We start from the raw sequence: 26,368 nt of genomic DNA on the forward strand, positions 1-26,368 counted from the left end.
CCCTGCGGGCCGCCCTGTCGGGCGTTACCTGCACTACGTTCCGGTTCGCGCCGCCAGCGACGCTCCTACGGCAAGCGCTTTCACGAACTGCGCCGCAGCAACGTCAGCACAAACAAACTGCTGGCGGCCACCACGATGGACGGCCCCACCGGGGTGTTGGCAAACCAGCTCACCGCCAGCCCGGCCAGTACCGCCAGAGTACCCAGCACACTGGCTACGGCGGCCATCTGCGCCGGGGTATGGGTCAGCCGACGGGCACTGGCAGCGGGAATCACCAGCAGGGAGGTAATCAGCAGCACGCCCACGGTGCGGATAGCCCCGGCAATCAGCAGTGCCAGCAACAGCATCAGCAGCAGCCGGGTGCGCTGCACCGCCACCCCTTCCACCTGGGCCAGCTCTTCGCTGACAGTGATACTCAGCAGGGCGCGCCATTGCCACAGCATCAGCAGCAGAATCAGGACGGCCCCGGCCCACAGGGCCAGGGCATCCTGCCAGCCCACCGCCAGCAGGTCGCCGAACAGATAGGCAAACAGGTCCACCTGAATGCCCTCTTGCAGGCTGATGGCAATCACCCCCAAGGCCAGAGTGGTATGAGCGACAATACCCAGCAGGGTGTCGCTGGCCAGTTGCTGCTGATGCTGCAGCGCGGTGAGGGCACCGGCCAGGCCCAGGCATACAGCCACAACGGCCAGGTACAGGCTGATATCCAGCGCCAGCCCCAGGGCGGCGCCCAGCAGGGCGCCGTGGGCCAGGGTGTCGCCGAAAAAGGCCATCCGCCGCCATACCACGAAGGCGCCCATCGGGCCGGACACCAGGGCCACGGCCAGGCCGGCGAACAGCGGCGGCAGCAACAGCTCAATCATGGTGGCAATTCCCGTCGTGTTGATGGCCCGGCTGGGCGTCGCCATGCAGATCATGGTCGTGGTCATGATCGTGGGTGTAGAGCGCCAGGTTGGGGGTGCCGGCACCGGGGCCGAACAGCTCGTGGTAGGCCGGGTCCCGGCTCACCGATTCCGGGCTGCCGGAACAGCACACATGGCGTTGCAGGCAGATCACCTCGTCGGTGGCCGCCATCACCAGATGCAGGTCGTGGGAAATCAGCAGGATGGCACAGCCCAGGTCATCGCGGACCGACTTGAGCAGCCCGTAGAGGGCATTCTGGCCTGCCACATCCACCCCCTGGGCCGGTTCGTCCAGCACCAGCAGGTCCGGCTTGCGCAGCAGGGCCCGGGCCAGCAGCACCCGCTGCATCTCGCCGCCGGACAGCTGCTGCACCGCACGACGGCGCAGGTGGGCTACGCCGGCCTGCTCCAGCGCCGCCCGGCGGGCGGCGGTGGGGCCGGACGCCGCCAGCCACAGGAACCGGTCCACGGTGAGCGGCAGGCTGTCGTCGATCTTGATGTGCTGGGGCATGTAGCCCACCCGCAGCCCCTTACGCCGGTTTACCGAGCCGCTGGACGGGTTGACCAGCCCCAGCACCACCCGCGCCAGGGTGCTTTTACCGGCGCCGTTGGGGCCGATCAGGGTGGTGATCCGCCCCGGGGCCAGGGCCAGGCTCACCTCGGACAGCACGCTGTTGCCACCCAAGGTGACTGATACCGCCTGCACATTGACCAGAGGATCCGACATAGCAAAAGCGCCCGAAGAACAAAGGCGCAATGATATACTGCCGGCCTTTCGCCTGCACTGAAGGGTTAGCTACAAGCTGCAAGGCGGGGGATTAATCCGGAGCCAACCGTCCAACTCTTCTGCCGCGCCGCAACACCTTGGGCGCTGAAGCGCGGCGATAACCAGGTAGCCGGCACAGTCTTCCTCGCGCCTTGCAGCTTGAAGCTTGCTTCCCCCAACGTAATTCGAATTTGAGGAATTCCATGCGCCGTCTCTGGCTAACATTGCTGCTTATGCTCGCCTCTCCCGCTTGGAGCCAGACCCTGGTGGCAAGTGTGGAGCCGTTGGCCAAGGTGCTGCGCGGCCTCTATGGCGACCAGGTGCAGGTGGTGACCCTGTTGCAAGCCAACCAGAACCCCCATCAGCTGGCCCTGTCTCCGCGGCAGGCCATGTTGGTGCAGCAGGCGGATCTGCTGGTGTGGCTGGGCGAAACCGTAGAGGCGCCGCTGGCACCGCTGGTGGCCCGTCGGCAGGGAGCTACCCTGACCCTGCTGGAGCTGGAGGGTGTTCATCGCCGGGAAGGTGATCACAACCATGAGCATGACCACGAGCATCATGATTCGGATCATGGCGACGCCACCCTGGACCCGCACCTGTGGCTGTCGCTGGACAACATGATGCTGCTGGCCGGGGCGCTGGCACAGCGTTACCCGCAGGGGCTGAAAGCCGGTGAACCGGCACGCTGGCAGCAACAGGCCAAAGATCGCCATGCCCGTCACCGTCAGGCACTGGCTGGGCTGGAGATGGTGCCCTGGCTGAGTTACCACCAGCCCTGGGGTTATCTCACCGAAACACTGGGGCTGGCGGAACCGCTGGTGGTCTCACAGCAACTGGATGCGGGGCCGGGTAGCCGACGTTTTGTGGCGTTGGCCGGCGAGATTCGCGACCAGCAGGTCCGTTGCGCCATTCTTGAACCAGAAGCCCGCGCCGCCATGGTTTCCCGACTGTGCCCGGACTGCCAGATACACCCCCTGGACCCGCTCGGCCGCGACCATCCAGAGCTGGATTATCTGACCTGGCGGGACCATCTGGTGGAAGGGTTCAAGGCGTGTCTGCAGGCGGGGGCGGGCTGAAGCTACGAGCTACGAGCTACGAGCTACGAGCTACGAGCTACGAGCTACGAGCTACGAGCTACGAGCTACGAGCTACGAGCTACGAGCTACGAGCTACGAGCTACGCTCGCTGGATAAGAAAAGGTTGGAAAGTTCCCAAGGCTTCGGCATTTCTTACGAAGCCGCTGTAGGAGCACCTCTTGAGGTGCGAACCGCGTTTGCGCGGAAATCGACCGCAGGGCGATCAGGGATCTCAGGGCTCGACAGGTTTCAGAAAAGAATGGCGGTTAGTTTGATCTTTGCCGCCTCGCTACGCTCGGGTCGCATGTCGTAGATCCCCTGGGGGACAAGCATAGCTCCTACATAAGCCCCCCCCTTCGCGAAGGCTCGGTTCGCGCCGCCAGCGACGCTCCTACCCCGGGGCAGTAGACAGGGCTCAGCCTGCCTAGACGCTCATAGCTAGCCACTCGCAGCTGCTCACAGCTCCCGAATCGGAATCAACGTGGGTGGCGGCGGTGGTGGGGTATTGTCGCGAAGCTCCGGAGGGCGCACGTTTTCCGCCTGCCGTTGGCGAAATTCCTGCTGTTCGTCTTCCAGATAACGACTCTCCGGGCTGACCGCATTCATGCCCCGGCTTTCATCACTGGTATCCAGTTCCCGTGGAGATTCCAGATACATGGCCTCCAGCTCGCTGCCGTCCAGTGGCTGCGCGGGCAACGGATCCCGGGTTTGCGGGGCATCACTGTCCGGTGGTGCGGAGTCAGGAAGTTGTTCTGCCGCCACGACCAAGCCAGGAGCCATTAACAGGGCAATCATTATTTTTTTCATACCTCGATCATAGCGCTCCCTCAGGCCAGGGGGAACTGGCTGATGAACGGTATTGAGTGTCAAGGCGGGTCAAAAATTATCCGGAGGGCACAGAGCCATTGAGGCGACAACGGAAACCGGTATGCTGGAGCGCTTAATCTGAAACGGGTGCAGGGCCTGCATGGCACAGCAAAATAGCGCACAACCCCTCGCAATGGCCTGCTGGGATCTGTCCTGGCTGCTGGACCGTGACACCCGTCACGGCGCCTTTGCGTCGCTGGAAAAAGTGCTCGATGAAACCCAGCAACGCGGTTTCAATGCCCTGCGCCTGGACCCCTGCCCGCACCTGATTGCCTGCCCGGAAAACGGCGTCCATCTGGACCGTTGCGAGCTGCAGGCAACGGGTCACGATCCGGTGGAAGTGAAGATTCGCCACAGTCTGCAGCAACTGCTGCAATCCGCCCACGAGCGTGGTCTGAAGGTGTGGTTCAGCAGCCGCTTTGTGGACGACAGCCGCGCCCGTCGTTCCTTCGTACGGCGTCCGGAAGACTTCGTCACAGTGTGGAGCGATACCCTGGCCCTGGTGCAGGAATGGGGTTACCTGGATGACGTGGCAGGGGTGGATTTTTGTCATCATTTTCCCGCGCAGCCCTATGCCCATGGTGTTGCCCGCCGTGTGTTCAAGCGTTCCCCGGATCGGCCTTTGCCACAGCGCTGGTCCGCCAGCGCCGCCGAGCGCATCGAAGCGTATCTGCTGGATATTCCCCGAGCCCTGCATGCCCTGTTTCCCGGCGTGCCCATCGGGCTGAGCACCACCACCCAGATCAGCGAGCAGTTGCGGCAACTGGATACCAGTGAGCTGGATTTTCTCGATTTCAGCCTGTGGCTGGATGATGATCCGCGCTATCGACTGGCCAGCGGCGAGGCGGTTCCCATGACCGGGCTGGCCCGGCGCCTTGCCAGCCCGGTGAAGCAGTTATTGCTGGATGCTGGCGGCATGCACTGGCAGCGGCGAATGGAAGACCAGTTACAGCGGCGCATGGCCTTTACCCGTCTGCGGCGTCTGCAGCCGGTGATCGGTGAAGGCTTTGTTCGCCAGCCCCGCCATCTGCGTCGTCTGCCCACCGGCTGGGCCGATCTGCACGAGATGATGGTGGTCAGCGCCCTTACCCAGGGCGTGGAATCCATGACCCCCACCTCCCTGGCCTGCCCAGCCTATGACTGGCTGTGGCGGGAAGAAGAGTACCTGGCGCACCTGAATCACCTGATTCTGTCCGGGTCGGAATAAGCTACGAGCTACGAGCTACGAGCTACGAGCTACGAGCTACGAGCTACGAGCTACGAGCTACGAGCTACGAGCTACGAGCTACGAGCTACGAGCTACGAGCTACGAGCTACGAGCAAAAAAACCGCACCCTTCGGGCGCGGTTTTTTTGCTTTATCGGGAGCAGCAGCGCGGAGGAAACAGGTACATCGCCACCAAAGAATTTTTCTTCGCGTCGCAGCTAATAGCTAGTAGCTCGCCGCTTTCTTTACCCCGCCAGCGCCTCAATCCGCCACTGAAAAATCCGCGCAAATTCTTCCGGGTCCTTGCTGCCCTGCCCTTCGCTGTGTTCGGCAACCGGCCCGGCCAGCCGTGACAGCCAGAAACGCAGTGCCGCCACCGCCAGCGCCTCCAGTAACAGGCTGTCATCCACCTGGCCACCTTGCGCCCGATAGCCCTCCAGCAATGCCTGCTCCCGCTCTGCCACCGGTTTGCCGTGGCTGTCCACACACCAGTCGTTGAGCGTCACCGCCAGATCGTATTCCGGGTAGTCCAGGCAGGCGTTGTAGAAGTCCAGCAGGGCGCTGATATGGCCCTGCTGCCACAGCAGGTTGTCACGGAACAGGTCGCCGTGGATCAGGGTGGTGCCGGCAGGTCGTGCCTGCCAGTCGCTCAATAGTGCCCTGGCGCCCTCGCGGTGGTCGTCCGGCAGCTGGTTCAGCTGGCTGGCCAGCCTCTCCAGCCGCTGACGTTCATCGGGCAGGGCTTGCAGGGCGCGGGTATCACATTGATGCAGTCGTGCCAGTAGCGCGCCCACCTGTCGGCAGCGATCCAGATCCACGGCAAAATCGTGTTCCCCGGGTAGGCGCGGCATTAGCACTGCCGGCTTGCCGGCGACGGTGATCTGGTCATGGTCGTCATTATCCTGCAGCGGTGCGGGCACCGGCAGGCCCTGGTCTGCCAGATGCGCCAGCAGCACCAGATAGGGGGTCAGTGCATCGTGGTCCAGGGTTTCAAAGATGGTCAGCACCAGCGGGGCGGGCTGCTGATGGCGGTCCTCGGCTTCGATCAGGAAGGTGCTGTTCTCGATGCCGTGGCTGGCCGCCCGGAATGCCAGTAGCCGGTAGCCGTAACCGTCCAGAACGGTGGCAAGCTGGTTGTGACTGAGCGGCGTATAAACGGACATGGTGTCCCCTGTTGGCAAAAAGGCCGCAGATGACCGGACTCTGCGGGCGAGCAATGGTATAACAGGCGGTCATGAAAATGACGACGCATCTCCAACAATAACAAAAGGACGACTCGACATGCGTTACGGGATTCTGTTTCTCGGTTTGCTGTTTTCTGCCACCAGCCAGGCGGACGGTGTGGCGCACTATCAGGATCAACGTTTCGGCTATGTGGCCGGTAACCTGATTCATTTCAATCTGGATTATGACTCCCGCGAGGTAACACCGACCGGTCTTGCCGTGCGTCTGGGAGGTATGGTGGATGAACACTGGGGCGTGGAACTGCGCGCGGGCACAGGGCCGTCCGGAGATACCTGGCGTTCTGACAACAATGCCAGCAAGGTCGAGTATACCGTAGACCATGTGGCTGCCCTGCTGGGCACCGGCAAATGGTCGTTCGAGTCGCCAGTCAGCCTGTCCATGCTGGACCGCCATGTGGACAATTTCTTTGTGCAGGGGTTTGCCGGTGTTGCGGATGTGAAGATAAAAAATATTCGCCGTCGTTGTAATGCCACCACCTGCCGTCGTGACGATACCGACCGTAACGATGACACCAGCCTGGCGTTCGGTGCCGCTGTCGGCGTGCGTACCGCCTACAATATCGGTTTGAGCCTGCAATACATGCAGTATGTGGACAAGGATTACATCACCGTGACCGGCATTGAAGGCGGTCTGGAGTGGTATTTTTAGTAACGCTTCATGCCGCACGCTACAGGCAACATGGGCAGGCGGCAGGTACAGAGAGGAAAACCAATGAATCCTGCAGTATTCGAGCGTGGCGCGGTACGTGCCCTGATGAGCCTGCCCGGTGCGGTGCTGGACAAGTTGTCCGCCGGCCTGGAAACCCACAGTCGCTCCCATCTGGATTCCCGCCTGCGTTTCCTGCTGGCGCTTAGCGCCGCCAAGCCTACGCTGGATAGCGGCACCGTGGAACAGGCCCGCCGCCTGTACCGTGAGGTCATCAATCTGCTGGATGTGGCGCCGGTGTCCCTGCCGGTGGTGGTGGATCACCAGGTGCCGCTGGACGATGGCAGTCAGATGCGGGTGCGGCGTTATCGCCCGGCCCTGGCGCCGCGGGTGGCGCCGGCAATCCTGTTCATGCACGGCGGCGGTTTTACCGTGGGCGGGGTGGACGAGTACGACCGCCTGTGCCGCTACATTGCCGACCGCACCAATGCGGTAGTGTTGAGTGTGGATTACCGATTGTCTCCGGAGCATCCGTCCCCGGTGGCGGCCGATGACTGTATGGCCGCCTGGCGCTGGCTGCTGGATAACACCGCTGCCATGGGGCTGGATCCACAGCGTCTGGCAGTGATGGGCGACAGCGCGGGTGGCAATCTCAGTGCCGTGGTCTGCCAGCAGGCGAAACAGGCCGGCCTGGCGCTGCCTGCCCTGCAGGTGCTGATCTATCCCACCACCGACGGCGCCCTCAAGCATCCGTCAGTGCAGACCCTGGGCCAGGGCTTCGGGCTGGATCTGGCCCTGCTGACCTGGTTCCGCAGCCAGTTTATTCAGGACCCGGCGCTGATGGAGGACTACCGCGTGTCGCCCCTGCGCAACCCGGACCTGAGCGGCCTGCCGTCGACCATCCTGATCACCGCCACCGACCCGTTGCGCGACGAAGGGCTGGAATACGGCGAGAAACTGCGGGCGGCAGGGGTGGATGTTACCTCACTGGATTACCCGCAGCTGGTCCACGGTTTCCTTACTATGGGCGGGGTTATCCCTGCGGCCCGCAAGGCGGTCAACGCCATCTGCGACGCTACCGTTCAACGGTTGTGAATCAGTAGCAAGCCGCAAGCTACAAGCTGCAACGCGACAAGGAACATTGCATTTCCAGAACGATAGTGGCCGCGCTCACAGCATGGGCGCGGCTACTATCCTTGAAGATACAGAAAGTGGTGATCCGCGTTGCAGCTTGAAGCTTGTAGCTTGCAGCTGCCTCCTCAAAATTCTCCGCAGAACTGATTATAAAACTGTCGTGCCGTGCGCCCGGAGCGTACGCCTTTCTCCATGGAAAACCGCCGGGCGCGCACGTGCAATTGATCGCGGTCTTTCACTTCGCCAAATAGATGGTCGACGATCTCGAAATACTGCGGTTCGCTGATCGGGTAAAAACTCAGCGCCAGCCCGAAACGGTCGGACAGGGAAATCTTTTCCTCCACCACATCGCCGTGGTGAATCTCCCGACCCACCACCTGGCTTTGTTCGTTGTCCTTCATGTATTCGGGGACCAGATGGCGGCGGTTGCTGGTGGCGTACAGGCGCACATTTTCCGGCGGCAGTTCCAGGGAGCCCTCCAGCACGCTTTTCAGATGTTTGTACTGGTTTTCTCCGTCCTCGAACGACAGATCATCGCAGTACACGATAAAGCGCTGACTGCGTTCGCGAATATCGTCGACGATCTCCGCCAGGTCCTGCAGGTCGTCCTTGTCCACCTCGATCACCCGCAGCCCGCGCGGGGCATATTCGTTCAGCAGCGCCTTGACGATGGACGACTTGCCGGTGCCCCGGCTGCCCCACAGCAGCACATGGTTGCAGGGTTCACCGCGCAGAAACCGCTCCGTATTCTGCAGGATTTTCGCCTTCTGGGTCTCGATACCGAGCAGATCATCCAGCCGCACCGGATCCGGCCGGCTCACCGGTCGCAGGGTGCCAGATCGCCCCCGCCAGATCGCCGCGGGAATGTTTCGCCAATCGATGTTGGACGCCATGGACACCTCGTGAAAAAGAGTGGGAAAGCAATGACGCCGCCAGCAAGATAAGGGAGCCTGACAAACCGGTCTTTCGTTGGAGCCTTGCTGGCAAGGCAAAGGGGCGGCTGTTCTGAAAGGATTCGCCTTGCCAGCAAGGCTCCAACGGTGAAAAGTCTAACAAAAGTTTTTCCTCTGGAGCATGCGTGGTCGCTGAACTTTCACTATGCTTGAATCTCCAATGCATGGTCCACGACGACTATTTCAGGAGATCGTCAATGAAAGCTGTTGCCCTGGTTGTGCCCGCTTTTGCCTTGCTGGCCACCGCCTGCGCCACCCAGTACGACACTGACTACCCGGCAGGGCTGCCGGAAAGCACCACCACCTGCCCGGAAGATCCACCCGAGGCCTGCACCATGGATTACCGGCCTGCCTTCGGCTATGACGAGCAAGGCGGCATTCTCGGCGAATACGGTAATGCCTGCGGTGCCTGTGCCACCGACGGGGTGAAATACACCTCGCCCAAACAGCTTCCGAAACCGGCCGCTGCCCCGGACGACAAATAACCTCGAGGTCGCCCCTTGCCCAAGGCCCTGACCCTGCTGCTGGATTTTGACGACCAGTACCGTCGCGATGTGCAACAGAGCCACGCCTTTCTGCACCGCCGTGACCGCCGCTTTGCCCAGCAGCAGGAAGACCAGAAACAACCGCTCACCGTGCCCGCCTGGCTGGCGGCCCTGCATGCCCTGAACGGCCAGCGCCGTGAATTCGGCGCCGACCCGCGCCTGCGCCACTGGCGCCAGGCCCGCTGGGTGTTTGCCGGTCTGGGAGCGCTGCTTGGGGCGGGCTTCATGCTGGGCCTGCTGTGGTATGACGGCAGCCGGCAGATCAACCTGACTCTGCTGATCGGTCTGGTGGCCCTGCAACTGCTGCTGGCCCTGTTTACCAGCCTGCAGGCTTGGTTCGGCTGGCAGCCCTGGGGCAGCCTGCTGGGGCCGCGCCAGGGCGACGACCCACTGGCGGCCCTGCGCCCGGCCCTGTGTGCCCGTATTGCCCACACCGGTGGCCTGTTGTTTGCCATCAGCGGCCTGCTCACCTTGCTGGCGCTGGTGGTGGTACAGGATCTGGCCTTCGGCTGGAGCACCACCCTGCAGACCTCCGCCGACGGTTATCACCGGATTGTCGCCGCCCTGGCCCAGCCCTGGCAGACCCTGTGGCCAGCGGCGGTGCCCTCGGCGGAGTTGGTGAACGCGTCCCAGTTCTACCGCCTCACGGAAGCCCCGGCGGACAACCCGGCATTGTTGGGCACCTGGTGGCCTTTTGTGCTGATGCTGTGGCTGGTCTATGTGCTGCTGCCCCGGCTGATACTGCTGATGCTGGCGGCCCTGCAGGTGCGCTGGCAGGCGGGCCGGGCCCTGCGTGCCCATCCGGGCTGGCAGGGGCTGTTCTACCGTTTCGAGACCCCCTGGGTGGAAACCCGTGGCCAGGAAGACAGCCAGCCCGCCCCGGCGGCGGCGCAAACCGTGCTGTCCCCCTTGCCGGACAGCGCCACCCTGATTCACTGGGCCGGTGCCGGTCAGGCCGCTACGGATTTGGTGACACGTCTAAGCCGTGACGCCAGCCCGCTGCAACTGCGCGCCGGCGGCAACAGTACTCTCGACGAGGACCAGCAGGTGATCCAGCAGGCCGGCGCTCGCCAGCAGCCGGTAATCCTGGTCACCCGGGGCTGGGAGCCGCCCACCGGGGAACTCAGCGATTTCATCTACGATGCCCGCGATCACTGGCCCGCCGCCACCCTGCTGGCCCTGGTGCCGCTGGCGGACGAACAGGGCGCCGCGCTCACCGATGCCGGGCTGCTGGCCCAGTGGCAACGCTTTGTGGATCGCCAGGGCGACAGCCATCTGCTGCTGTGCGCTCCCCGGGAACAGGATCAACCATGAACGAAACGGCCCAACACCTGCCCCGCTTTGCCGTGGTCGGCCACCCCAACAAGGGCAAGTCCAGTGTGGTTGCCACCCTGGCCCAGAACGATTCCATCGCCATCGCCATGGAGCCGGGCACCACCCGCGACAGCCACCGCTACCCCATGAAGGTGGATGACGTGACCCTCTACGAGCTGATCGATACCCCCGGGTTCCAGCGTCCGCGCAAGGTGCTGGCCTGGCTGCAGGGCCACAGCCTGTCCGCCTCCGACCGCCCGGAAACCGTGGCCGCGTTCGTCACCCAGCACCAGGATGACTCCCGTTACCACGACGAATGCGAGTTGCTGCGGCCCATCGTGGAAGGCGCCGGCATCATCTACGTGGTGGATGGCTCGGTGCCCTACAACCGCGAACACGAAGCGGAAATGAACATCCTGCGCTGGACCGGTCGCGCCAGCCTGGCGCTGATCAATCAGATCGGCAGCGACGATCACAGTGCCGACTGGGAAGCGGCCCTGGGCCAGTATTTCCAGATCGTGCGCCGCTTCGACGCGGTCCACGCGCCCTTCGAGAAGCATCTGGACCTGCTGCGCAGCTTCGGGCAACTGGCCCCGGACTGGCGCGAGCCGCTGGATGCGGCCCTGGAATACCTGCAAGCCCTCAAATTCGGCCGCGACAGCCAGGCCCTGGAGCATATCGCCGACGCCCTGATCGACATGCTTGGCCACCAGGAAAGCGCGCGTCTGGGCGAGCACGAGCCCGCCAGGCCACTGTTGCCCAAGCTGCGTCAACGCTGGCAGAACTGGCAGCGCGAGCGGGAGCAGCGGCTACGTCGGGGGGTGGAAGATCTCTACCAGCATCGTCGCCTGCAACGGCAGGAGAGCGACCTGCTCACCCCGGACGATGGTGACCTGTTCAGCGAACGTACCCGCCAGCTGTGGGGCATCAGCAAGGCCCAGCTGGCCGCCGCCGGTTTCGGTGCCGGCGCAGTGGGGGGCGCCGGGCTGGATGCGGTGACCCTGGGGCATTCCCTGGGTACCGGCGCGCTGATCGGTGGCCTGCTCGGCGCTGCCGGCAGCTATTACTACGGCGACAAACTCACCCGCCTGAAACTGGGCTGCCTTGCCAGCTGGAACAGCGCCAACAGCCATCTGTTGGCTAACTGTGCGGTTTTTCCCTTGGAGCATGGCGTCAACCATGTCAGCGGACTGAACGGCCCGGCTATGCTCACGGAAATCTCCAATGGCATGGTCCAGCAGGTGCGCGCTGGACGGTGAAAAAGCCCTCCCAAGAAACCGTGGCCACATTTCGTCAAGCTGCTGTTGCGCTGAACAGGTGCCACCCTGGCCACCGCCTGCGCCACGAGTGCTGACGCAGCCAGCACATCGCCATCGCCATGGCAGGGCTGCCGGGGCACCACCCGCCCGACAGCCACCGAGGCTACCCCATGAAGGTGGATGACCTTTCAGGCCTCTACGCCCCAGTGATCGGCGCTGCGATCAGCTCGCAGCGATACCCCGGTTCCAGCGTCCGCGCAAGGTGCTGGCCTGGCTGCCCGCCACAGCCTGTCCGCCTCGCGACCAGCCCGGAAACCTCGCCGCCGCCACCAGCAATGACGACCAGCGACGCTTTCGATGACTCCCGTTACCACGCGACCATGCGAGTGGCGAATGCGACCCACTGTTGCTGGCTGGCCATCCAGCAGCAGGACGTGGCTGCGCATCACGCGATGGCATGCCATCTGACACGTGGTGGATGGCCGGTGCCCTACTGCCCCGCGAACACGAAGCGGGAAAATATTTGCGCCGCTGCCGGGCGGGTTTGGTTGCCTCGACCTTCGTGGTTTGCCATCCTGCGCTGGCCTGATCAACCGGCCTGGCTGCGACGATCCTTGCCTGATCATCACCGCCGTGACCGCCGCTTTGCCCAGCAGCAGGAAGACCAGAAACAACCGCTCACCGTGCCCGCCTGGCTGGCGGCCCTGCATGCCCTGAACGGCCAGCGCCGTGAATCCGGCGCCGACCCGCGCCTGCGCCACTGGCGCCAGGCCCGCTGGGTGTTTGCCGGTCTGGGAGCGCTGCTGGGGGCGGGCTTCATGCTGGGCCTGCTCTGGTACGACGGCAGCCGGCAGATCAATCTGACCCTGCTGATCGGGCTGGTGGCGCTGCAACTGCTGCTGGCCCTGTTCACCAGCCTGCAGGCCTGGTTCGGCTGGCAGCCCTGGGGCAGCCTGTTGGGCCCGCGCCAGGGCGACGACCCGCTGGCCTCCCTGCGCCCGGCCCTGTGTGCCCGCATCGCCCACACCGGTGGCCTGCTGTTTGCCATCAGCGGCCTGCTCACCCTGCTGGCGCTGGTGGTGGTGCAGGATCTGGCCTTCGGCTGGAGCACCACCCTGCAGACCTCCGCCGACGGTTATCACCGGATTGTCGCCGCCCTGGCCCAGCCCTGGCAGACCCTGTGGCCGGCGGCGGTGCCCTCGGCGGAGCTGGTGAACGCGTCCCAGTTCTACCGCCTCACGGAGGCCCCGGCGGACAACCCGGCATTGTTGGGCACCTGGTGGCCTTTTGTGCTGATGCTGTGGCTGGTCTATGTGCTGCTGCCCCGGCTGGTGCTGCTGATGCTGGCGGCCCTGCAGGTGCGCTGGCAGGCGGGCCGGGCCCTGCGTGCCCATCCGGGCTGGCAGGGGCTGTTCTACCGTTTCGAGACCCCCTGGGTGGAAACCCGTGGCCAGGAAGACAGCCAGCCCGCCCCGGCGGCGGCGCAAACCGTGCTGTCCCCCTTGCCGGACAGCGCCACCCTGATTCACTGGGCCGGTGCCGGTCAGGCCGCTACGGATTTGGTGACACGTCTAAGCCGTGACGCCAGCCCGCTGCAACTGCGCGCCGGCGGCAACAGTACTCTCGACGAGGACCAGCAGGTGATCCAGCAGGCCGGCGCTCGCCAGCAGCCGGTAATCCTGGTCACCCGGGGCTGGGAGCCGCCCACCGGGGAACTCAGCGATTTCATCTACGATGCCCGCGATCACTGGCCCGCCGCCACCCTGCTGGCCCTGGTGCCGCTGGCGGACGAACAGGGCGCCGCGCTCACCGATGCCGGGCTGCTGGCCCAGTGGCAACGCTTTGTGGATCGCCAGGGCGACAGCCATCTGCTGCTGTGCGCTCCGGCCCTGCAGGTGCGCTGGCAGGCGGGCCGGGCCCTGCGTGCCCATCCGGGCTGGCAGGGGCTGTTCTACCGTTTCGAGACCCCCTGGGTGGAAACCCGAGGTCAGGAAGACAGCCAGCCCGCCCCGGCGGCGGCACAAACCGTACTGTCCCCCCTGCCGGACAGTGCCACATTGATTCACTGGGCCGGTGCCGGTCAGGCCGCTACGGATTTGGTGACACGTCTAAGCCGTGACCCCGGCCCGCTGCAACTGCGCGCCGGCGGCAACAGTACTCTCGACGAGGACCAGCAGGTGATCCAGCAGGCCGGCGCTCGTCAGCAGCCGGTGATCCTGGTCACCCGGGGCTGGGAGCCGCCTACCGGTGAACTCAGCGATTTCATTGTCGATGCCCGCGACCACTGGCCCGCCGCCACCCTGCTGGCCCTGGTGCCGCTGGCGGACGAACAGGGCGCTGCGCTCACCGATGCCGGGCTGCTGGCCCAGTGGCAACGCTTTGTGGATCGCCAGGGCGACAGCCATCTGCTGCTGTGCGCTCCCCGGGAACAGGATCAACCATGAACGAAACGGCCCAACACCTGCCCCGCTTTGCCGTGGTCGGCCACCCCAACAAGGGCAAGTCCAGTGTGGTCGCCACCCTGGCCCAGAACGACTCCATCGCCATCGCCATGGAGCCGGGCACCACCCGCGACAGCCACCGTTATCCCATGAAAGTGGATGACGTGACCCTCTACGAGCTGATCGATACCCCCGGCTTCCAGCGTCCGCGCAAGGTGCTGGCCTGGCTGCAGGGCCACAGCCTGTCCGCCTCCGACCGCCCGGAAACCGTGGCCGCGTTCGTCACCCAGCACCAGGATGACTCCCGTTACCACGACGAATGCGAGTTGCTGCGGCCCATCGTGGAGGGCGCCGGCATCATCTACGTGGTGGATGGCTCGGTGCCCTACAATCGCGAACATGAAGCGGAAATGAACATCCTGCGCTGGACCGGTCGCCCCAGCCTGGCGCTGATCAATCAGATCGGCAGCGACGATCACAGTGCCGACTGGGAAGCGGCCCTGGGCCAGTATTTCCAGATCGTACGCCGCTTCGATGCGGTCCACGCGCCCTTCGAAAAGCATCTGGACCTGCTGCGCAGCTTCGGGCAACTGGCCCCGGACTGGCGCGAGCCGCTGGATGCGGCGCTGGAATACCTGCAGGCCCTCAAGTTCGGCCGCGACAGCCAGGCCCTGGAACATATCGCCGATGCCCTGATCGACATGCTCGGCCACCAGGAAAGCACCCGCCTGGGCGAGCACGAGCCCGCCAAGCCACTGTTGCCCAAGCTGCGTCAACGCTGGCAGAACTGGCAGCGCGAGCGGGAGCAGCGGCTGCGTCGGGGAGTGGAAGATCTCTACCAGCATCGTCGCCTGCAACGGCAGGAGAGCGACCTGCTCCCCCCGGACGATGGTGACCTGTTCAGCGAACGTACCCGCCAGCTGTGGGGCATCAGCAAGACCCAGCTGGCCGCCGCCGGTTTCGGTGCCGGCGCCGTGGGTGGCGCCGGGCTGGATGCGGTGACCCTGGGGCATTCCCTGGGTACTGGCGCGCTGATCGGTGGCCTGCTCGGCGCTGCCGGCAGCTACTACTACGGCGACAAACTCACCCGCCTGAAACTGGGCCCCCTTAGCGGCGGCTTCCGCGAAGCGGTCTACGGCCCCCTGAAAGACCCTCAATTCGCCTACGTGGTACTGGGCCGCGCCTTGGTGCACAGCTACGAAGTGAGCCAGCGCAATCACGCTGGCCGCGACGTGCTGGTGGTCAACGAAGCCGGCGAACACTGGCTCGAACACATGGACCGCAAGGAACGCCAGCGCCTGCACAAGACCCTGCAATCCCTCGCCAACCGAAAATTCGAACCAGGCAAACGCCAGCGCCTGATCGAGCAACTGGAACAGGCGCAGCAGGCGTTTGGGGAATGGCAGATGGCGCAGTTTGAAGGCAGTTAACAGTGAACAGTGAATAGTGAATAGTGAATAGTGAATAGTTAACAGCGACGCGGCCAATGTGTGGCAGGGGCTGAAACCCCTGGAGCCGCGCTGTCGCCGTGAACGCGGCTGCTGGCTTTGCTGCCGGACGAGTCCTGGCCCTGTTGCGGGCATTGTCATCAGCCCATGCAGTTATTCGTGCAGCTGGATTCCGGTGACCTGCCGGCAGACGCCGGCCAGCCGTTCGGTGACGGTGTGTTGCAGGTGTTCTACTGCACCAACATGGAAGAAGAATGCGAGGTGCTCTGTCAGGCCCATCTGCCCTTCTCCGAAGCCTCCCTGAGCCGGGTGATTCCCCGCGACCAGACCCAGGGATTTGACGCCCTGCCGGTGAGCATTCCCGATGCCTTTCCCGAGCAGTCCCTGACCGGCTGGAGCCGGCACAATGACTTCCCGGATCAGCAGGAAACCGTGGCCATCAACGATGACCTTCCCGATGGCACCCTCGCCCTGCTCCATGCCCACCGCCCTGCCCCACGGGCCGGCGACAAGCTTCTGGGCTGGCCGCACTGGGTGCAGAAAGTGGATTACCCTGTCTGCCCGTGTTGCCAGGAAAACATGAATTTTGTCTTGCAACTGGATTCGCTGTTCATTGCCTTGGACCCCCAGTCTGGGCAAGCTGAAACGACCGTACGAGGACGTGTCATGCTGCCCGAAGAAATCAAACTCAAGCTGGCCCCCCTGTCCCGGACCGCCTGGCGACCCCGGATAGGCCCTGCCGTGCCCGGCGCGCGCTCCAAGTTTGGGGGGCTGCCGTTGCTGCGGCCGGACGAGTCCTGGCCCTGTTGCGGGCATTGTCATCAACCCATGCAGTTATTCGTGCAGCTGGATTCCGGTGACCTGCCGGCAGACGCCGGCCAGCCGTTCGGTGATGGTGTGTTGCAGGTGTTCTACTGCACCAACATGGAAGAAGAGTGCGAGGTGCTTTGCCAGGCTCACTTGCCCTTCTCCGAAGCCTCCCTAAGCCGGGTGATTCCCCGCGACCAGACCCACGGCTTCGATGCCCTGCCGGTGACCATTCCCGATGCCTTTCCCGAGCAGTCCCTGACCGGCTGGAGCCGGCACAATGATTTCCCGGATCAGCAGGAAACTGTGGCCATCAACGATGACCTTCCCGATGGCACCCTAGCCCTGCTCCATGCTCATCGCCCTGCCCCACGGGCCGGCGACAAACTGCTGGGTTGGCCGCACTGGGTGCAGAATGTGGATTACCCTGTCTGCCCGTGTTGCCAGGAAAACATGAATTTTGTCTTGCAACTGGATTCCACAGATACCCTTCCCTTCTGGTTTGGTGATTACGGTTGCGCCTATGTTTTCCGGTGCGAAAATCATCCTGAGGTGATGACCATGACATGGTCAAGCCGTGGATAATTTCTGAAAAAATATTTTTTAAATTAAAAAAATTATCGTTGTGGATGTTGGTCGGCTAGCCCGTTGATGAATAGAAAAAGGGGCAGAAAAGTCTGCCCCTTAATGCTCTATGCGGATTTGCCGGGCAGGTTGATGGTCTTCGTGCCGTGCTATGGTCAACGTCAGGACGCCATCGCGCAGTGACGCATCAATGCGGTCCGGATCTGCATCTTCCGGCAGGGAAAGCACCCGCTGAAAGGCACCATAATAGCGCTCCACACGATAGTAGGCGGTGTCCCCGGCGGGGTGTTGCTGCTGTTTTTCCCCTTCGATGATCAGCCGGTCCCGGTCCACCCGGATAGAAAGGTCCTCCGCGTCCATGCCCGGGGCTTCCAGGCTGATGCGGTAGTGATCCCCTTCGTCTGCCAGGTCCAGGCTGGGGCGGAACGTGCCCGCCGTTGGCATACCGGGCAGGGACCGGAAGCTGTGCTGCAGCATCTGGTCGAATTGTCTTTGCCAGCTGTTCCAGAAGGCGGCAAAGGGGTCCGTGGGCGCAGGCACAGAAGATGACGTGCCCTGCTCCACGGGTAGCGGCACAGAGCCACGCTCCGTCTCCTCTTCGTGACGGAACCAGTTCCAGGGTTTGAGCTTGTCCCATTTCATGATGACACCTCCTTGCTGTGCTCAATGGCGTCAGCGGCAGGCGCCTGATCCCCGCTATGGATGTCGATGCGGCGGGGTTTCAGGGTGTCCGGGACTTCGCGGACCAGCTGAATATGCAGCAGGCCGTTATCCAGGCTGGCGCCACGAACCTCCACAAAGTCCGCCAGACTGAAACGCCGTTCAAAGGGTGAGTAATGAATGCCCTGGTGCACATAGCGACCCTTGTCCTTATCGGTTTCCTGGCGTTTGCCTCGAACGGTCAGCGTGCCCTCGGCAGTTTGGATCTCCAGCTCGTCGTGCCGGTAACCGGGCACTGCCAGGGTAATGCGATAGTGATTGTCGCCGATCACTTCGATATTGCAGGGCGGGTGCTCCCGCTCGCTGTGCTCGGCACGCAGGGCATTATCCAGCAGCGAGCCCAGGTGATCGAACCCGATGCTGCTTCGGTACAGGGGGGAGAGGTCGACTTTACCCATAACACATCCTCCTTAAAGCGATACGAAATGGTCACGCCGATTTCGGCAAATGGGCGACACCCGTCAGGGTGTGGCCCATCACCCTTGCGGGGCTGGCCCGCAAGGAGCCGCGTCGGTTTCCAGTTTTTAAATAGGGTCAACCGGTGAATTTTCAAGAGGCAGACGGCCCCGTTCACGGCGGTAATGCCCGGGCGAAACGCCCATCACTTTTTTAAATAATCGCGAAAAATAATAGGGGTCGTCATAGCCCAGACGGGCGGCAATCCGGGCCAGGGTATCGTCGCTGATATCCAGCAGATAGCAGGCATGGCTGACCTTGATGCGTTGAAACGCCTGCATGGGTGTTTGCCCGGTCTGGCGTTTGTATTCACGGATAAAGTGGTAGCGTGACAATTCACTGGTGGCGCTGACCAGTTCGTCCAGATTGAGGCGGCGGGTGAGGGCGGTCTGCAGGTAGCTGTTGACCTGGTTGATGTCCAGGGAGGCATGGCGGGTGGTGTGCTGGCGGCGCATCAGCGCCGCGAAGGCCAGCAGGCTGCGCAGCAGATTGGCGGCGTAGACCAGGTGTTCCGGTTGCACCCGGGTGGCGGCGGCCAGCAATGCCTGAAATTCCTCCGCCAGACGCGAATGCACCCCCACGGTCACCCGGTTCGCCTCGGGGCTGTCCCCGGCAATTTCGTCAAAATACTGCGTGACCTCATTGCCGCCCAGATGCACCCAGTAAATGCTCCAGGGATCGCTGTCATCGGCCTGATAGTGGTGGGGCAGGCCCTCCGGCAACAGCAACAGGTCACCGGCGGTCACTGACAATGTCTGGCCGTTGACCTGCAACAGGCCTTGCCCCGCGACGCAGTAAATCAGCAGGTCGTCCGCCGGTCTGGCCCGGCGCATACGGTGTCCGCCGGCATGGGGGTAGTAGCCGACCCCGTGGGGCAGGCAGCCGCGACACAGCGGATGGGCCGCCATGTTGGCCAGCACCGCCGGGGGGATCACGGTGCGCTGGCCGCTGGCGGGCAGGGGCCAGCGGGAGGTTTCCGCCGGGTGCTGATCGGTTGTCGTTGAAGAGTTCATAAACCGCAATATAGTCCATCTTTGCTCAAAAGTGGCTATCTCTATCCGTCAGTCGCTGTGCTACAACTAAACGTATACCGACAATACTTGCGTGGAGAGCTGTCATGACCCGTCGTCTGCCCTTGCTGATCAATGGCGAATTTGTCGCCAGCCAGACCGACCAGTGGATTCCGGTAACCAACCCGGCCACCCAGGAGGTGCTGTGCGAAGCCCCGGCGGCCACCGCCGGCGAAATGGAGCAGGCCATCGCCACCGCCAAGGCCGCCTTTGCCGACTGGAAGGAAGTGCCGGTGTCCGAACGGGCACGGCTGATGCTGCGCTACCAGGCCCTGCTCAAGGAGCACCAGGAAGAAATCGCCGAAATCCTCAGCCAGGAAACCGGCAAGACCTTCGAGGATGCCAAGGGCGATGTCTGGCGCGGTATCGAAGTGGCCGAGCAGGCTGCCAACATTGCCTCGCTGATGATGGGCGAGACCGCAGGCAACGTGGCGCGCAACATCGACAGCCACTCCTGGACCCAGCCCCTGGGCGTGTGCGCGGGCATTACCCCGTTCAACTTCCCGGCCATGATTCCGCTGTGGATGTTCCCGCTGGCCATCGCCGCCGGTAACACCTTCGTACTCAAGCCCTCCGAGCAGGACCCGATGACCCCCAACCGGCTGGCCGAGCTGTTCCAGCAAGCCGGTGCTGCGCCGGGGCTGCTGCAGGTGGTCCATGGTTGTCATGGTGCAAGGTGGTTCATGGTGGCAAGGAGCAGGTGGATACCCTGCTGACTCACCCCGACATCAAGGCCGTGTCCTTCGTGGGCTCGGTGCCGGTGGGCCAGCACGTGTACCGAACCGCCACCGATCATCTGAAACGGGCCCAGTGTTTCGCCGGCGCCAAGAACCACATGGTGATCATGCCGGATGCGAAAAAAGAACAGGTGATCAGCAGTCTGGTGGGCTCCTCCTGTGGCGCGGCGGGCCAGCGTTGCATGGCCATCAGCGTGGCGGTGTTCGTGGGCGATTCCAAAGCCTGGATCGATGAACTGAAAGACGAATTCGCCAACATTCGCCCCGGCGCCTGGAACGATCCCGAGGCCGCCTACGGCCCGCAGATCAGTCCCCAGGCGAAACAGCGCGTGCTCACCCTGATCAAGCAGGGCAAGGAAGAGGGTGCCACCTGCTTGCTGGATGGTTCCGAATGCACCGTGGACGGCCTGCCGGATGGCAACTGGGTGGGGCCCACCCTGTTTTCCGATGTGACGCCGGACATGTCCATCTACCGGGAAGAAATCTTCGGGCCGGTACTCTGCTGCGTCACCGTGGATACCCTGGAAGACGCCCTGGAGCTGGTCAACAACAGTCCCTACGGCAACGGCACCTCCATCTTCACCGCCTGTGGCGCCGCGGCGCGCAAATACCAGCATGAAGTGGAAGTGGGGCAGGTGGGCATCAATGTGCCGATTCCGGTACCGCTACCGTTCTTCAGCTTCACCGGCTGGAAAGGCTCGTTCTACGGTGACCAGCACGCCTACGGCAAACAGGCGGTGCGTTTCTACACAGAAACCAAAACCGTCACCAGCCGCTGGTTCGATTCAGACATCCCGGCGGGCGGCCCGAACATGAGTATCAATTTAAGGTGACAGGATTTGCCGTAGGAGCGTCGCTTGCGGCGCGATTCCAGCGTCAGGTAATCGCGCCGCAAGCGACGTTATTCGCTGCGCTCACCCCTTCGGGGCCGCCCTATAGGCGTTGCTCCGCTGCGCTACGCTCCTACGGCAAGGGTATTGAATGACTAAAAGGTCTTGAAAGGATCAATCCGTGGACTTTTCTTTTAGCGAAGAACAAATCGCCTTCCGCGAAACCGCGCGTCATTTTTCTGAAAAAGAGCTGGCGCCGTTTGCTGCCGAGTGGGATGCAAAAAGTGTGTTTCCCAAAGAAGCGATTCGCAAAGCCGGTGAGTTGGGTTTTTGTTCCCTGTACTGCGATGAAACACACGGCGGCATGGGCCTCAGCCGCCTGGATGCGGCGTTGATCTTTGAGCAACTTTCCCAGGGCTGCACCTCCACCACCGCCTTCATCACCATCCACAACATGGCCACCTGGATGCTCACCCGTTTTGGCAGTGATGTTATCCGGGCACGCTGGGCGGCCGATCTGATGAGTGGTGAAAAACTGGCGTCCTACTGCCTCACCGAACCGGGCGCCGGTTCCGATGCGGCCTCGTTGAGCACCACCGCCAAAAAAGACGGCGATGATTATGTGTTGAACGGTGCCAAGGCGTTTATCTCCGGGGCCGGCGATACCGATGTACTGGTGTTGATGGCGCGCACCGGCGGGCCCGGGGCCGGTGGCATTTCCTGCTTTGCGGTGCCGGCGGATGCCCCTGGCGTCAGCTATGGCCGCAACGAAGCCAAGATGGGCTGGAAAAGCCAACCCACCCGGGCGGTGATTCTGGAAGACGCACGGATTTCCGCCGACTGCCTGATCGGTGAAGAAGGGCAGGGCTTTCGTATCGCCATGGCCGGCCTGGATGGTGGCCGCATCAATATCGCCAGCTGTTCCCTGGGCGCCGCCCAGGCAGCCCTGCGCCAGGCCCAGCAATACGTGCAGGAACGCAAACAGTTCGGCCAGGCCATCGGTGATTTCCAGACCGTGCAATTCACCCTGGCGGACATGGCTACAGAGCTGGTGGCCGCCCAGCAGATGGTGCGCCTGGCCGCCTGGAAACTGGATCAGAATCACGGCGACAAGAGCATGCTGTGCGCCATGGCCAAGCGCCTGGCCACGGACCTGTGCTTCAACGTCTGCAACCAGGCGCTGCAACTGCATGGCGGCTATGGCTATATCACTGAGTACCCGCTGGAGCGATACGTGCGCGATGCGCGGGTGCACCAGATTCTGGAAGGCACCAATGAAATCATGCGCGTGATTATCGCGCGCAATGTGCTGAAAGATTTGTCGTTTCTGTAAAGGGTCGGACGTCGGAGGTCTGACGTCGAACGACAAGAAAATCTTGAATGGGTTTAGCGTCAGACTTCCGACGTCAGACGTCAGGCCCATCTCTAAACGCAAAAGAATATCCGCTCGGGAAAGCGGCAGGGAGAGACAACCATGAAAATCGGATTCTTCGGTGTCGGTCATATGGGTGGGCCCATGGCGGCCAATCTGGTCAAGGCCGGCCATGAGGTGGTGGCTTTTGATCTGGTGCCGGAACTACTGCAGGCCGCCGTGAAAGACGGCGCCAAGGAAGCCGCCAGTGCCAGCGAAGCGGTGCAGGGCGCTGAAGTGGTTGTCAGCATGCTGCCCTCCGCCGGCGCGGTGCGCGGCCTTTATCTCGGCGACAACGGTGTACTGCCACACATTGATAAAAGCGCCCTGATCATCGACTGCTCCACCATCGATGCAGACACCGCCCGCGACGTGGCCGCCATTGCTCGTGAGCAGGGCAGGGTGATGATCGATGCGCCGGTCTCCGGCGGCGTCGGCGGTGCCAAGGCCGGCACGCTCACCTTTATCTGTGGCGGCCAGGAAGAGGCCATCGACCGGGCCCGCCCGGTGCTGGAATGCATGGGTGCCCAGGTGTTCCGTGCCGGTGACAACGGCGCCGGCCAACTGGCAAAAATCTGCAACAACATGCTGCTGGCCATCCACATGATCGGCACTGCCGAAGCCCTGCAGATGGGCGCCGACCACGGCCTGGCCCCGGCAGTCCTCTCCGAGATCATGAAAGCCAGCTCCGGCGACAATTGGTCCCTGGACAAGTACAACCCCTGGCCCGGCGTCATGGAAAACGTCCCGTCTTCCAAAGACTACGAAGGCGGCTTCGCAGTGAAGCTGATGAACAAGGACCTGGGCCTGGCCCTGCAAGCCGCCCTCAGCACCCAATCCGCTACCCCCATGGGCAATCTGGCAAAAAGCCTCTATGCGGCCCATGGAAACCATGGCTACTCCGAGAAAGACTTTTCCAGTATCCAGCGATTTTTTCGCCACAAGGAGTAAAGCAGTTAACAGTTAACAGTGAATAGTTAACAGCGCGCGAGAGAGCGTCACTCCAACTGAAATGAAAAAGGCCGCGCCCAAATCCGGGTGCGGCCTTTTTTTGTTTTTGCTGTTAACTGTTCACTATTCACTGTTAACTATCGTCCGCTTGCCAAAGCCGATCCGGTTCATGCGCCAGAAACCGCGGGCGCCGTTTCTTCGCCGCGAAAGGTTCCACACAGGTGTTGTCGCGTCGGTTGAACACGAAGAACACATTGCTGCGCGGGTCCGGTGACATGTTGGCGTTGGAGCCGTGAAGGGTGTTGCAGTCAAACAGCAGCAGGCTGCCCGCCGGGCCGGTGGGGGCCTCGATGCCATAGCGGTCTATCATTTCTGTCAGCGCTTGTTCTGACGGCACACCGATCTGCTGGGTTTTCAGTGATTGCTTGTGGTGCTCGTCCGGCGTGGGCCCCACACAGGGAATAAAGTGTTTGTGGGACCCGGGGATCAGCATCAGTGGTCCGTTGAAGGGGTGATTGTCAGTCAGAATAATGGAGGCACTCACCGCATGCATGGCCGGCATGCCGTCTTCCGCATGCCAGGTTTCAAAATCGGAATGCCAGTTGAATCCCTTGCCCTTGAAGCCCGGCTTGTAATTGATACGGGACTGGTGCACATAGTGCCCACCACCGAGGATCTGCTCCACCCGTTGGGTAAGGCGTGGATCGCGGGCCAGGCGCTGGAATGCCCGGTGCAGAAAATGTACGGCAAACACAGACCTTATATCCTGACTACCCGGTTCGGTGATCGTGAAGGGTTTGTCCCGGTAGTCCTCTCGATTGAGCAGCTCGCTCATTGCCTCGGTCAGCGTGGCCACCTCGTCAGGCGCCAGAAAACCGGGTTCGAAAAGAAAGCCATTTTTGTCAAAACGATCAAGTTGTTGTTCGGTCAGTGGGCCGGGCAGGTGGCGGCCTTTTACCGTGTGCTCCCGGCGCTCGCGCCAGGGTTGTTCCGGGTGCTGCTGCAGCCGGGTGGGGTAGGGGTCGGCCTGCATCGGGGCCGGGCAAGTCAGATTCTGCGCTGACATCAAATCACCTCCGCGATCTAATCCACAGTTCAGAAACAGCCTGCAATAAGCCGTCTACGTTACACATCTCCAGTCATGGACCAGACAGGCGCACAGCCGCCGTCAGACCAAGAGGCAGAGCCACTGGCTGTCGGTGTGTCGGGTCAGGTCCGTTATTCAAGTGACCGGCGGAATCGCCGGCGACGGTGAAGATAAGGATTAGGCGTGAATTTTCAAGAGCGGGCGGTGATCTGGTCGGACAGTATCGCGCTATCCATGCCTCACGCCTGCAAAGGCATCCGGTGAGCAGCACATGGCCGCTCACCGGTGTCATGGTCAGGCAATATTGTTGATGCGCGGACCTTCGCGGAACAACTGGTCCAGCTCACCCTGATAGTAGGCTTCCACCCGCGGGTTCATCACGCTTTTCCACCCCTGGCCCGGCGTCATGGAAAACGTCCCGTCATCCAAAGACTACGAAGGCGGCTTCGCAGTGAAGCTGATGAACAAGGACCTGGGCCTGGCCCTGCCTGCAAGCCGCCCTCAGCACCCAATCCCCATGGGCACCCATGGGCAATCTGGCCAAATCCCTCTATGCAGCCCATGGAAACCATGGCTACTCCGAGAAAGACTTTTCCAGTATCCAGCGATTTTTTCGCCACAAGGAGTAGGGCAGTTAAGAGTTAACAGTTAACAGCGCGCGCGAGAGCGTCACTCTAGTTGAAATGATAAAGGCCGCGCCCAAATCCGGGTGCGGCCTTTTTTGTTTTCGCTGTTAACTGTTCACTATTCACTGTTAACTGTCATCTTCTTGCCAAAGCCGATCCGGCTCATGCCCAAGAAACCGCGGGCGCCGTTTCTTCGCCGCAAAAGGTTCCACACAGGCGTTGTCACGCCGATTGAACACGAAGAACACATTGCTGCGCGGGTCCGGTGACATGTTGGCGTTGGAGCCGTGAAGGGTGTTGCAGTCAAACAGCAGTAGGCTGCCCGCCGGTCCGGTGGGGGCCTCGATGCCATAGCGGTCTATCATTTTTGTCAGCGCTTGTTCTGACGGCACACCGATCTGCTGGGTTTTCAGTGATTGCTTGTGATGCTCGTCCGGCGTGGGCCCCACACAGGGAATAAAGTGTTTGTGGGACCCGGGGATTAGCATCAGCGGTCCGTTGAAGGGGTGATTGTCAGTCAGAATAATGGAAGCACTCACCGCATGCATAGCCGGCATGCCGTCTTCCGCATGCCAGGTTTCAAAATCGGAATGCCAGTTGAATCCCTTGCCCTTGAAGCCCGGCTTGTAATTGATACGGGACTGGTGCACATAGTGCCCACCACCGAGGATCTGCTCCACCCGTTGGGTAAGGCGTGGATCGCGGGCCAGGCGCTGGAATGCCCGGTGCAGAAAATGTACGGCAAACACAGACCTTATATCCTGACTACCCGGTTCGGTGATCGTGAAGGGTTTGTCCCGGTAGTCCTCTCGATTGAGCAGCTCGCTCATTGCCTCGGTCAGCGTGGCCACCTCGTCAGGCGCCAGAAAACCGGGTTCGAAAAGAAAGCCATTTTTGTCAAAACGATCAAGTTGTTGTTCGGTCAGTGGGCCGGGCAGGTGGCGGCCTTTTACCGTGTGCTCCCGGCGCTCGCGCCAGGGTTGTTCCGGGTGCTGCTGCAGCCGGGTGGGGTAGGGGTCGGCCTGCATCGGGGCCGGGCAAGTCAGATTCTGCGCTGACATCAAATCACCTCCGCGATCTAATCCACAGTTCAGAAACAGCCTGCAATAAGCCGTCTACGTTACACATCTCCAGTCATGGACCAGACAGGCGCACAGCCGCCGTCAGACCAAGAGGCAGAGCCACTGGCTGTCGGTGTGTCGGGTCAGGTCCGTTATTCAAGTGACCGGCGGAATCGCCGGCGACGGTGAAGATAAGGATTAGGCGTGAATTTTCAAGAGCGGGCGGTGA

At 62.4% G+C, this 26,368-nt stretch carries 22 protein-coding genes and 1 pseudogene; 13 read left to right on the forward strand and 10 right to left on the reverse strand.

Annotated elements, in window-relative coordinates; all coding sequences use genetic code 11:
- Positions 1 to 80: 80 nt before the first annotated feature.
- Positions 81 to 863 (reverse strand): zinc ABC transporter permease subunit ZnuB, encoded by a 783-nt coding sequence (gene znuB / locus KZ772_RS13570; protein WP_290537062.1) that lies wholly within the window; start codon positions 861 to 863, stop codon positions 81 to 83.
- Entirely contained in the window at positions 856 to 1,629 is a 774-nt protein-coding gene (gene znuC / locus KZ772_RS13575) for a zinc ABC transporter ATP-binding protein ZnuC (protein ID WP_290537063.1), read from the reverse strand. Before znuC ends, znuB begins: the two co-directional genes overlap by 8 nt.
- Before the next feature lie 242 nt (positions 1,630 to 1,871).
- Here znuC and KZ772_RS13580 point away from each other — a divergent pair, with 242 nt between their 5' ends.
- Complete coding sequence (locus KZ772_RS13580; RefSeq protein ID WP_290537064.1) at positions 1,872 to 2,741, forward strand: metal ABC transporter substrate-binding protein; 870 nt, start codon at positions 1,872 to 1,874, stop codon at positions 2,739 to 2,741.
- 456 nt (positions 2,742 to 3,197) lie between these two features.
- Here KZ772_RS13580 and KZ772_RS13585 read toward each other — a convergent pair whose 3' ends face one another.
- The gene (locus KZ772_RS13585; RefSeq protein WP_290537065.1) at positions 3,198 to 3,548 is read right to left on the reverse strand and encodes a hypothetical protein; all 351 of its coding nucleotides are present in this window, start codon (positions 3,546 to 3,548) and stop codon (positions 3,198 to 3,200) included.
- Between the two features lie 160 nt (positions 3,549 to 3,708).
- Between KZ772_RS13585 and KZ772_RS13590 the strand changes: the two genes are divergently transcribed.
- Positions 3,709 to 4,815 (forward strand): cellulase-like family protein, encoded by a 1,107-nt coding sequence (locus tag KZ772_RS13590; protein ID WP_290537066.1) that lies wholly within the window; start codon positions 3,709 to 3,711, stop codon positions 4,813 to 4,815.
- A 244-nt stretch (positions 4,816 to 5,059) separates the two neighbouring features.
- Here the strand turns inward: KZ772_RS13590 and KZ772_RS13595 are convergent, their stop codons facing one another.
- The gene (locus KZ772_RS13595) at positions 5,060 to 5,977 is read right to left on the reverse strand and encodes a homoserine kinase (RefSeq protein ID WP_290537067.1); all 918 of its coding nucleotides are present in this window, start codon (positions 5,975 to 5,977) and stop codon (positions 5,060 to 5,062) included.
- Positions 5,978 to 6,095: 118 nt separating this feature from the next.
- On the opposite strand from KZ772_RS13595, the gene KZ772_RS13600 reads away from it, so the two are divergent.
- Positions 6,096 to 6,707, forward strand: a complete 612-nt coding sequence (locus KZ772_RS13600) for an outer membrane beta-barrel protein (RefSeq protein ID WP_290537068.1) — start codon at positions 6,096 to 6,098, stop codon at positions 6,705 to 6,707.
- A gap of 63 nt (positions 6,708 to 6,770) precedes the next feature.
- Positions 6,771 to 7,799 (forward strand): alpha/beta hydrolase, encoded by a 1,029-nt coding sequence (locus tag KZ772_RS13605; RefSeq protein ID WP_290537069.1) that lies wholly within the window; start codon positions 6,771 to 6,773, stop codon positions 7,797 to 7,799.
- A gap of 164 nt (positions 7,800 to 7,963) precedes the next feature.
- Here the strand turns inward: KZ772_RS13605 and KZ772_RS13610 are convergent, their stop codons facing one another.
- Positions 7,964 to 8,731, reverse strand: a complete 768-nt coding sequence (locus KZ772_RS13610; RefSeq protein WP_290537070.1) for an ATP-binding protein — start codon at positions 8,729 to 8,731, stop codon at positions 7,964 to 7,966.
- 257 nt (positions 8,732 to 8,988) lie between these two features.
- Here KZ772_RS13610 and KZ772_RS13615 point away from each other — a divergent pair, with 257 nt between their 5' ends.
- From KZ772_RS13615 to KZ772_RS13640, 6 genes are all read left to right on the forward strand, one after another.
- The gene (locus tag KZ772_RS13615) at positions 8,989 to 9,276 is read left to right on the forward strand and encodes a hypothetical protein (protein WP_290537071.1); all 288 of its coding nucleotides are present in this window, start codon (positions 8,989 to 8,991) and stop codon (positions 9,274 to 9,276) included.
- A gap of 15 nt (positions 9,277 to 9,291) precedes the next feature.
- Positions 9,292 to 10,650: a DUF2868 domain-containing protein gene (locus KZ772_RS13620; protein WP_290537072.1), complete on the forward strand. Its 1,359-nt coding sequence runs from the start codon at positions 9,292 to 9,294 to the stop codon at positions 10,648 to 10,650.
- Positions 10,647 to 11,909, forward strand: coding sequence for a GTPase/DUF3482 domain-containing protein (locus tag KZ772_RS13625; RefSeq protein WP_290537073.1), 1,263 nt, complete (start codon positions 10,647 to 10,649; stop codon positions 11,907 to 11,909). The genes KZ772_RS13620 and KZ772_RS13625 overlap by 4 nt, the downstream gene beginning before the upstream one ends.
- A 548-nt stretch (positions 11,910 to 12,457) precedes the next feature.
- The gene (locus KZ772_RS13630; protein ID WP_290537074.1) at positions 12,458 to 14,353 is read left to right on the forward strand and encodes a DUF2868 domain-containing protein; all 1,896 of its coding nucleotides are present in this window, start codon (positions 12,458 to 12,460) and stop codon (positions 14,351 to 14,353) included.
- On the forward strand, positions 14,350 to 15,780 hold the full coding sequence (locus KZ772_RS13635; protein ID WP_290537075.1) for a GTPase/DUF3482 domain-containing protein: 1,431 nt from the start codon (positions 14,350 to 14,352) through the stop codon (positions 15,778 to 15,780). Before KZ772_RS13630 ends, KZ772_RS13635 begins: the two co-directional genes overlap by 4 nt.
- A gap of 117 nt (positions 15,781 to 15,897) precedes the next feature.
- Positions 15,898 to 17,190, forward strand: coding sequence for a DUF1963 domain-containing protein (locus tag KZ772_RS13640; protein ID WP_290537076.1), 1,293 nt, complete (start codon positions 15,898 to 15,900; stop codon positions 17,188 to 17,190).
- A 99-nt stretch (positions 17,191 to 17,289) separates the two neighbouring features.
- Here the strand turns inward: KZ772_RS13640 and KZ772_RS13645 are convergent, their stop codons facing one another.
- From KZ772_RS13645 to KZ772_RS13655, 3 genes are all read right to left on the reverse strand, one after another.
- A complete protein-coding gene (locus KZ772_RS13645; protein WP_290537077.1) occupies positions 17,290 to 17,832 on the reverse strand; it encodes an Hsp20/alpha crystallin family protein in 543 nt (180 codons plus the stop codon).
- Positions 17,829 to 18,308 carry an Hsp20 family protein gene (locus tag KZ772_RS13650; protein WP_290537078.1) on the reverse strand — a complete coding sequence of 160 codons (480 nt, stop codon included), beginning with the start codon at positions 18,306 to 18,308 and terminating at the stop codon, positions 17,829 to 17,831. Before KZ772_RS13650 ends, KZ772_RS13645 begins: the two co-directional genes overlap by 4 nt.
- A gap of 126 nt (positions 18,309 to 18,434) precedes the next feature.
- Positions 18,435 to 19,379, reverse strand: coding sequence for an AraC family ligand binding domain-containing protein (locus KZ772_RS13655; RefSeq protein ID WP_290537079.1), 945 nt, complete (start codon positions 19,377 to 19,379; stop codon positions 18,435 to 18,437).
- A gap of 104 nt (positions 19,380 to 19,483) precedes the next feature.
- Here KZ772_RS13655 and KZ772_RS13660 point away from each other — a divergent pair.
- From KZ772_RS13660 to mmsB, 3 genes and pseudogenes are all read left to right on the forward strand, one after another.
- Positions 19,484 to 21,006 (forward strand): annotated as a pseudogene (locus tag KZ772_RS13660) (CoA-acylating methylmalonate-semialdehyde dehydrogenase).
- 178 nt (positions 21,007 to 21,184) lie between these two features.
- Positions 21,185 to 22,336, forward strand: a complete 1,152-nt coding sequence (locus KZ772_RS13665; RefSeq protein WP_290537080.1) for an acyl-CoA dehydrogenase family protein — start codon at positions 21,185 to 21,187, stop codon at positions 22,334 to 22,336.
- Between the two features lie 141 nt (positions 22,337 to 22,477).
- Complete coding sequence (mmsB, locus tag KZ772_RS13670; protein ID WP_290537081.1) at positions 22,478 to 23,365, forward strand: 3-hydroxyisobutyrate dehydrogenase; 888 nt, start codon at positions 22,478 to 22,480, stop codon at positions 23,363 to 23,365.
- A gap of 133 nt (positions 23,366 to 23,498) precedes the next feature.
- On the opposite strand, the gene thpD (KZ772_RS13675) is transcribed toward mmsB, so the two are convergent.
- Positions 23,499 to 24,431, reverse strand: coding sequence for an ectoine hydroxylase (gene thpD, locus KZ772_RS13675; protein WP_290537082.1), 933 nt, complete (start codon positions 24,429 to 24,431; stop codon positions 23,499 to 23,501).
- Between the two features lie 775 nt (positions 24,432 to 25,206).
- Positions 25,207 to 26,139 carry an ectoine hydroxylase gene (gene thpD, locus KZ772_RS13680; protein WP_290537083.1) on the reverse strand — a complete coding sequence of 311 codons (933 nt, stop codon included), beginning with the start codon at positions 26,137 to 26,139 and terminating at the stop codon, positions 25,207 to 25,209.
- Positions 26,140 to 26,368: the final 229 nt, after the last annotated feature.

This window comes from Alcanivorax sp., assembly GCF_019431375.1.
GTDB classification, from domain to species: domain Bacteria; phylum Pseudomonadota; class Gammaproteobacteria; order Pseudomonadales; family Alcanivoracaceae; genus Alcanivorax; species Alcanivorax jadensis_A.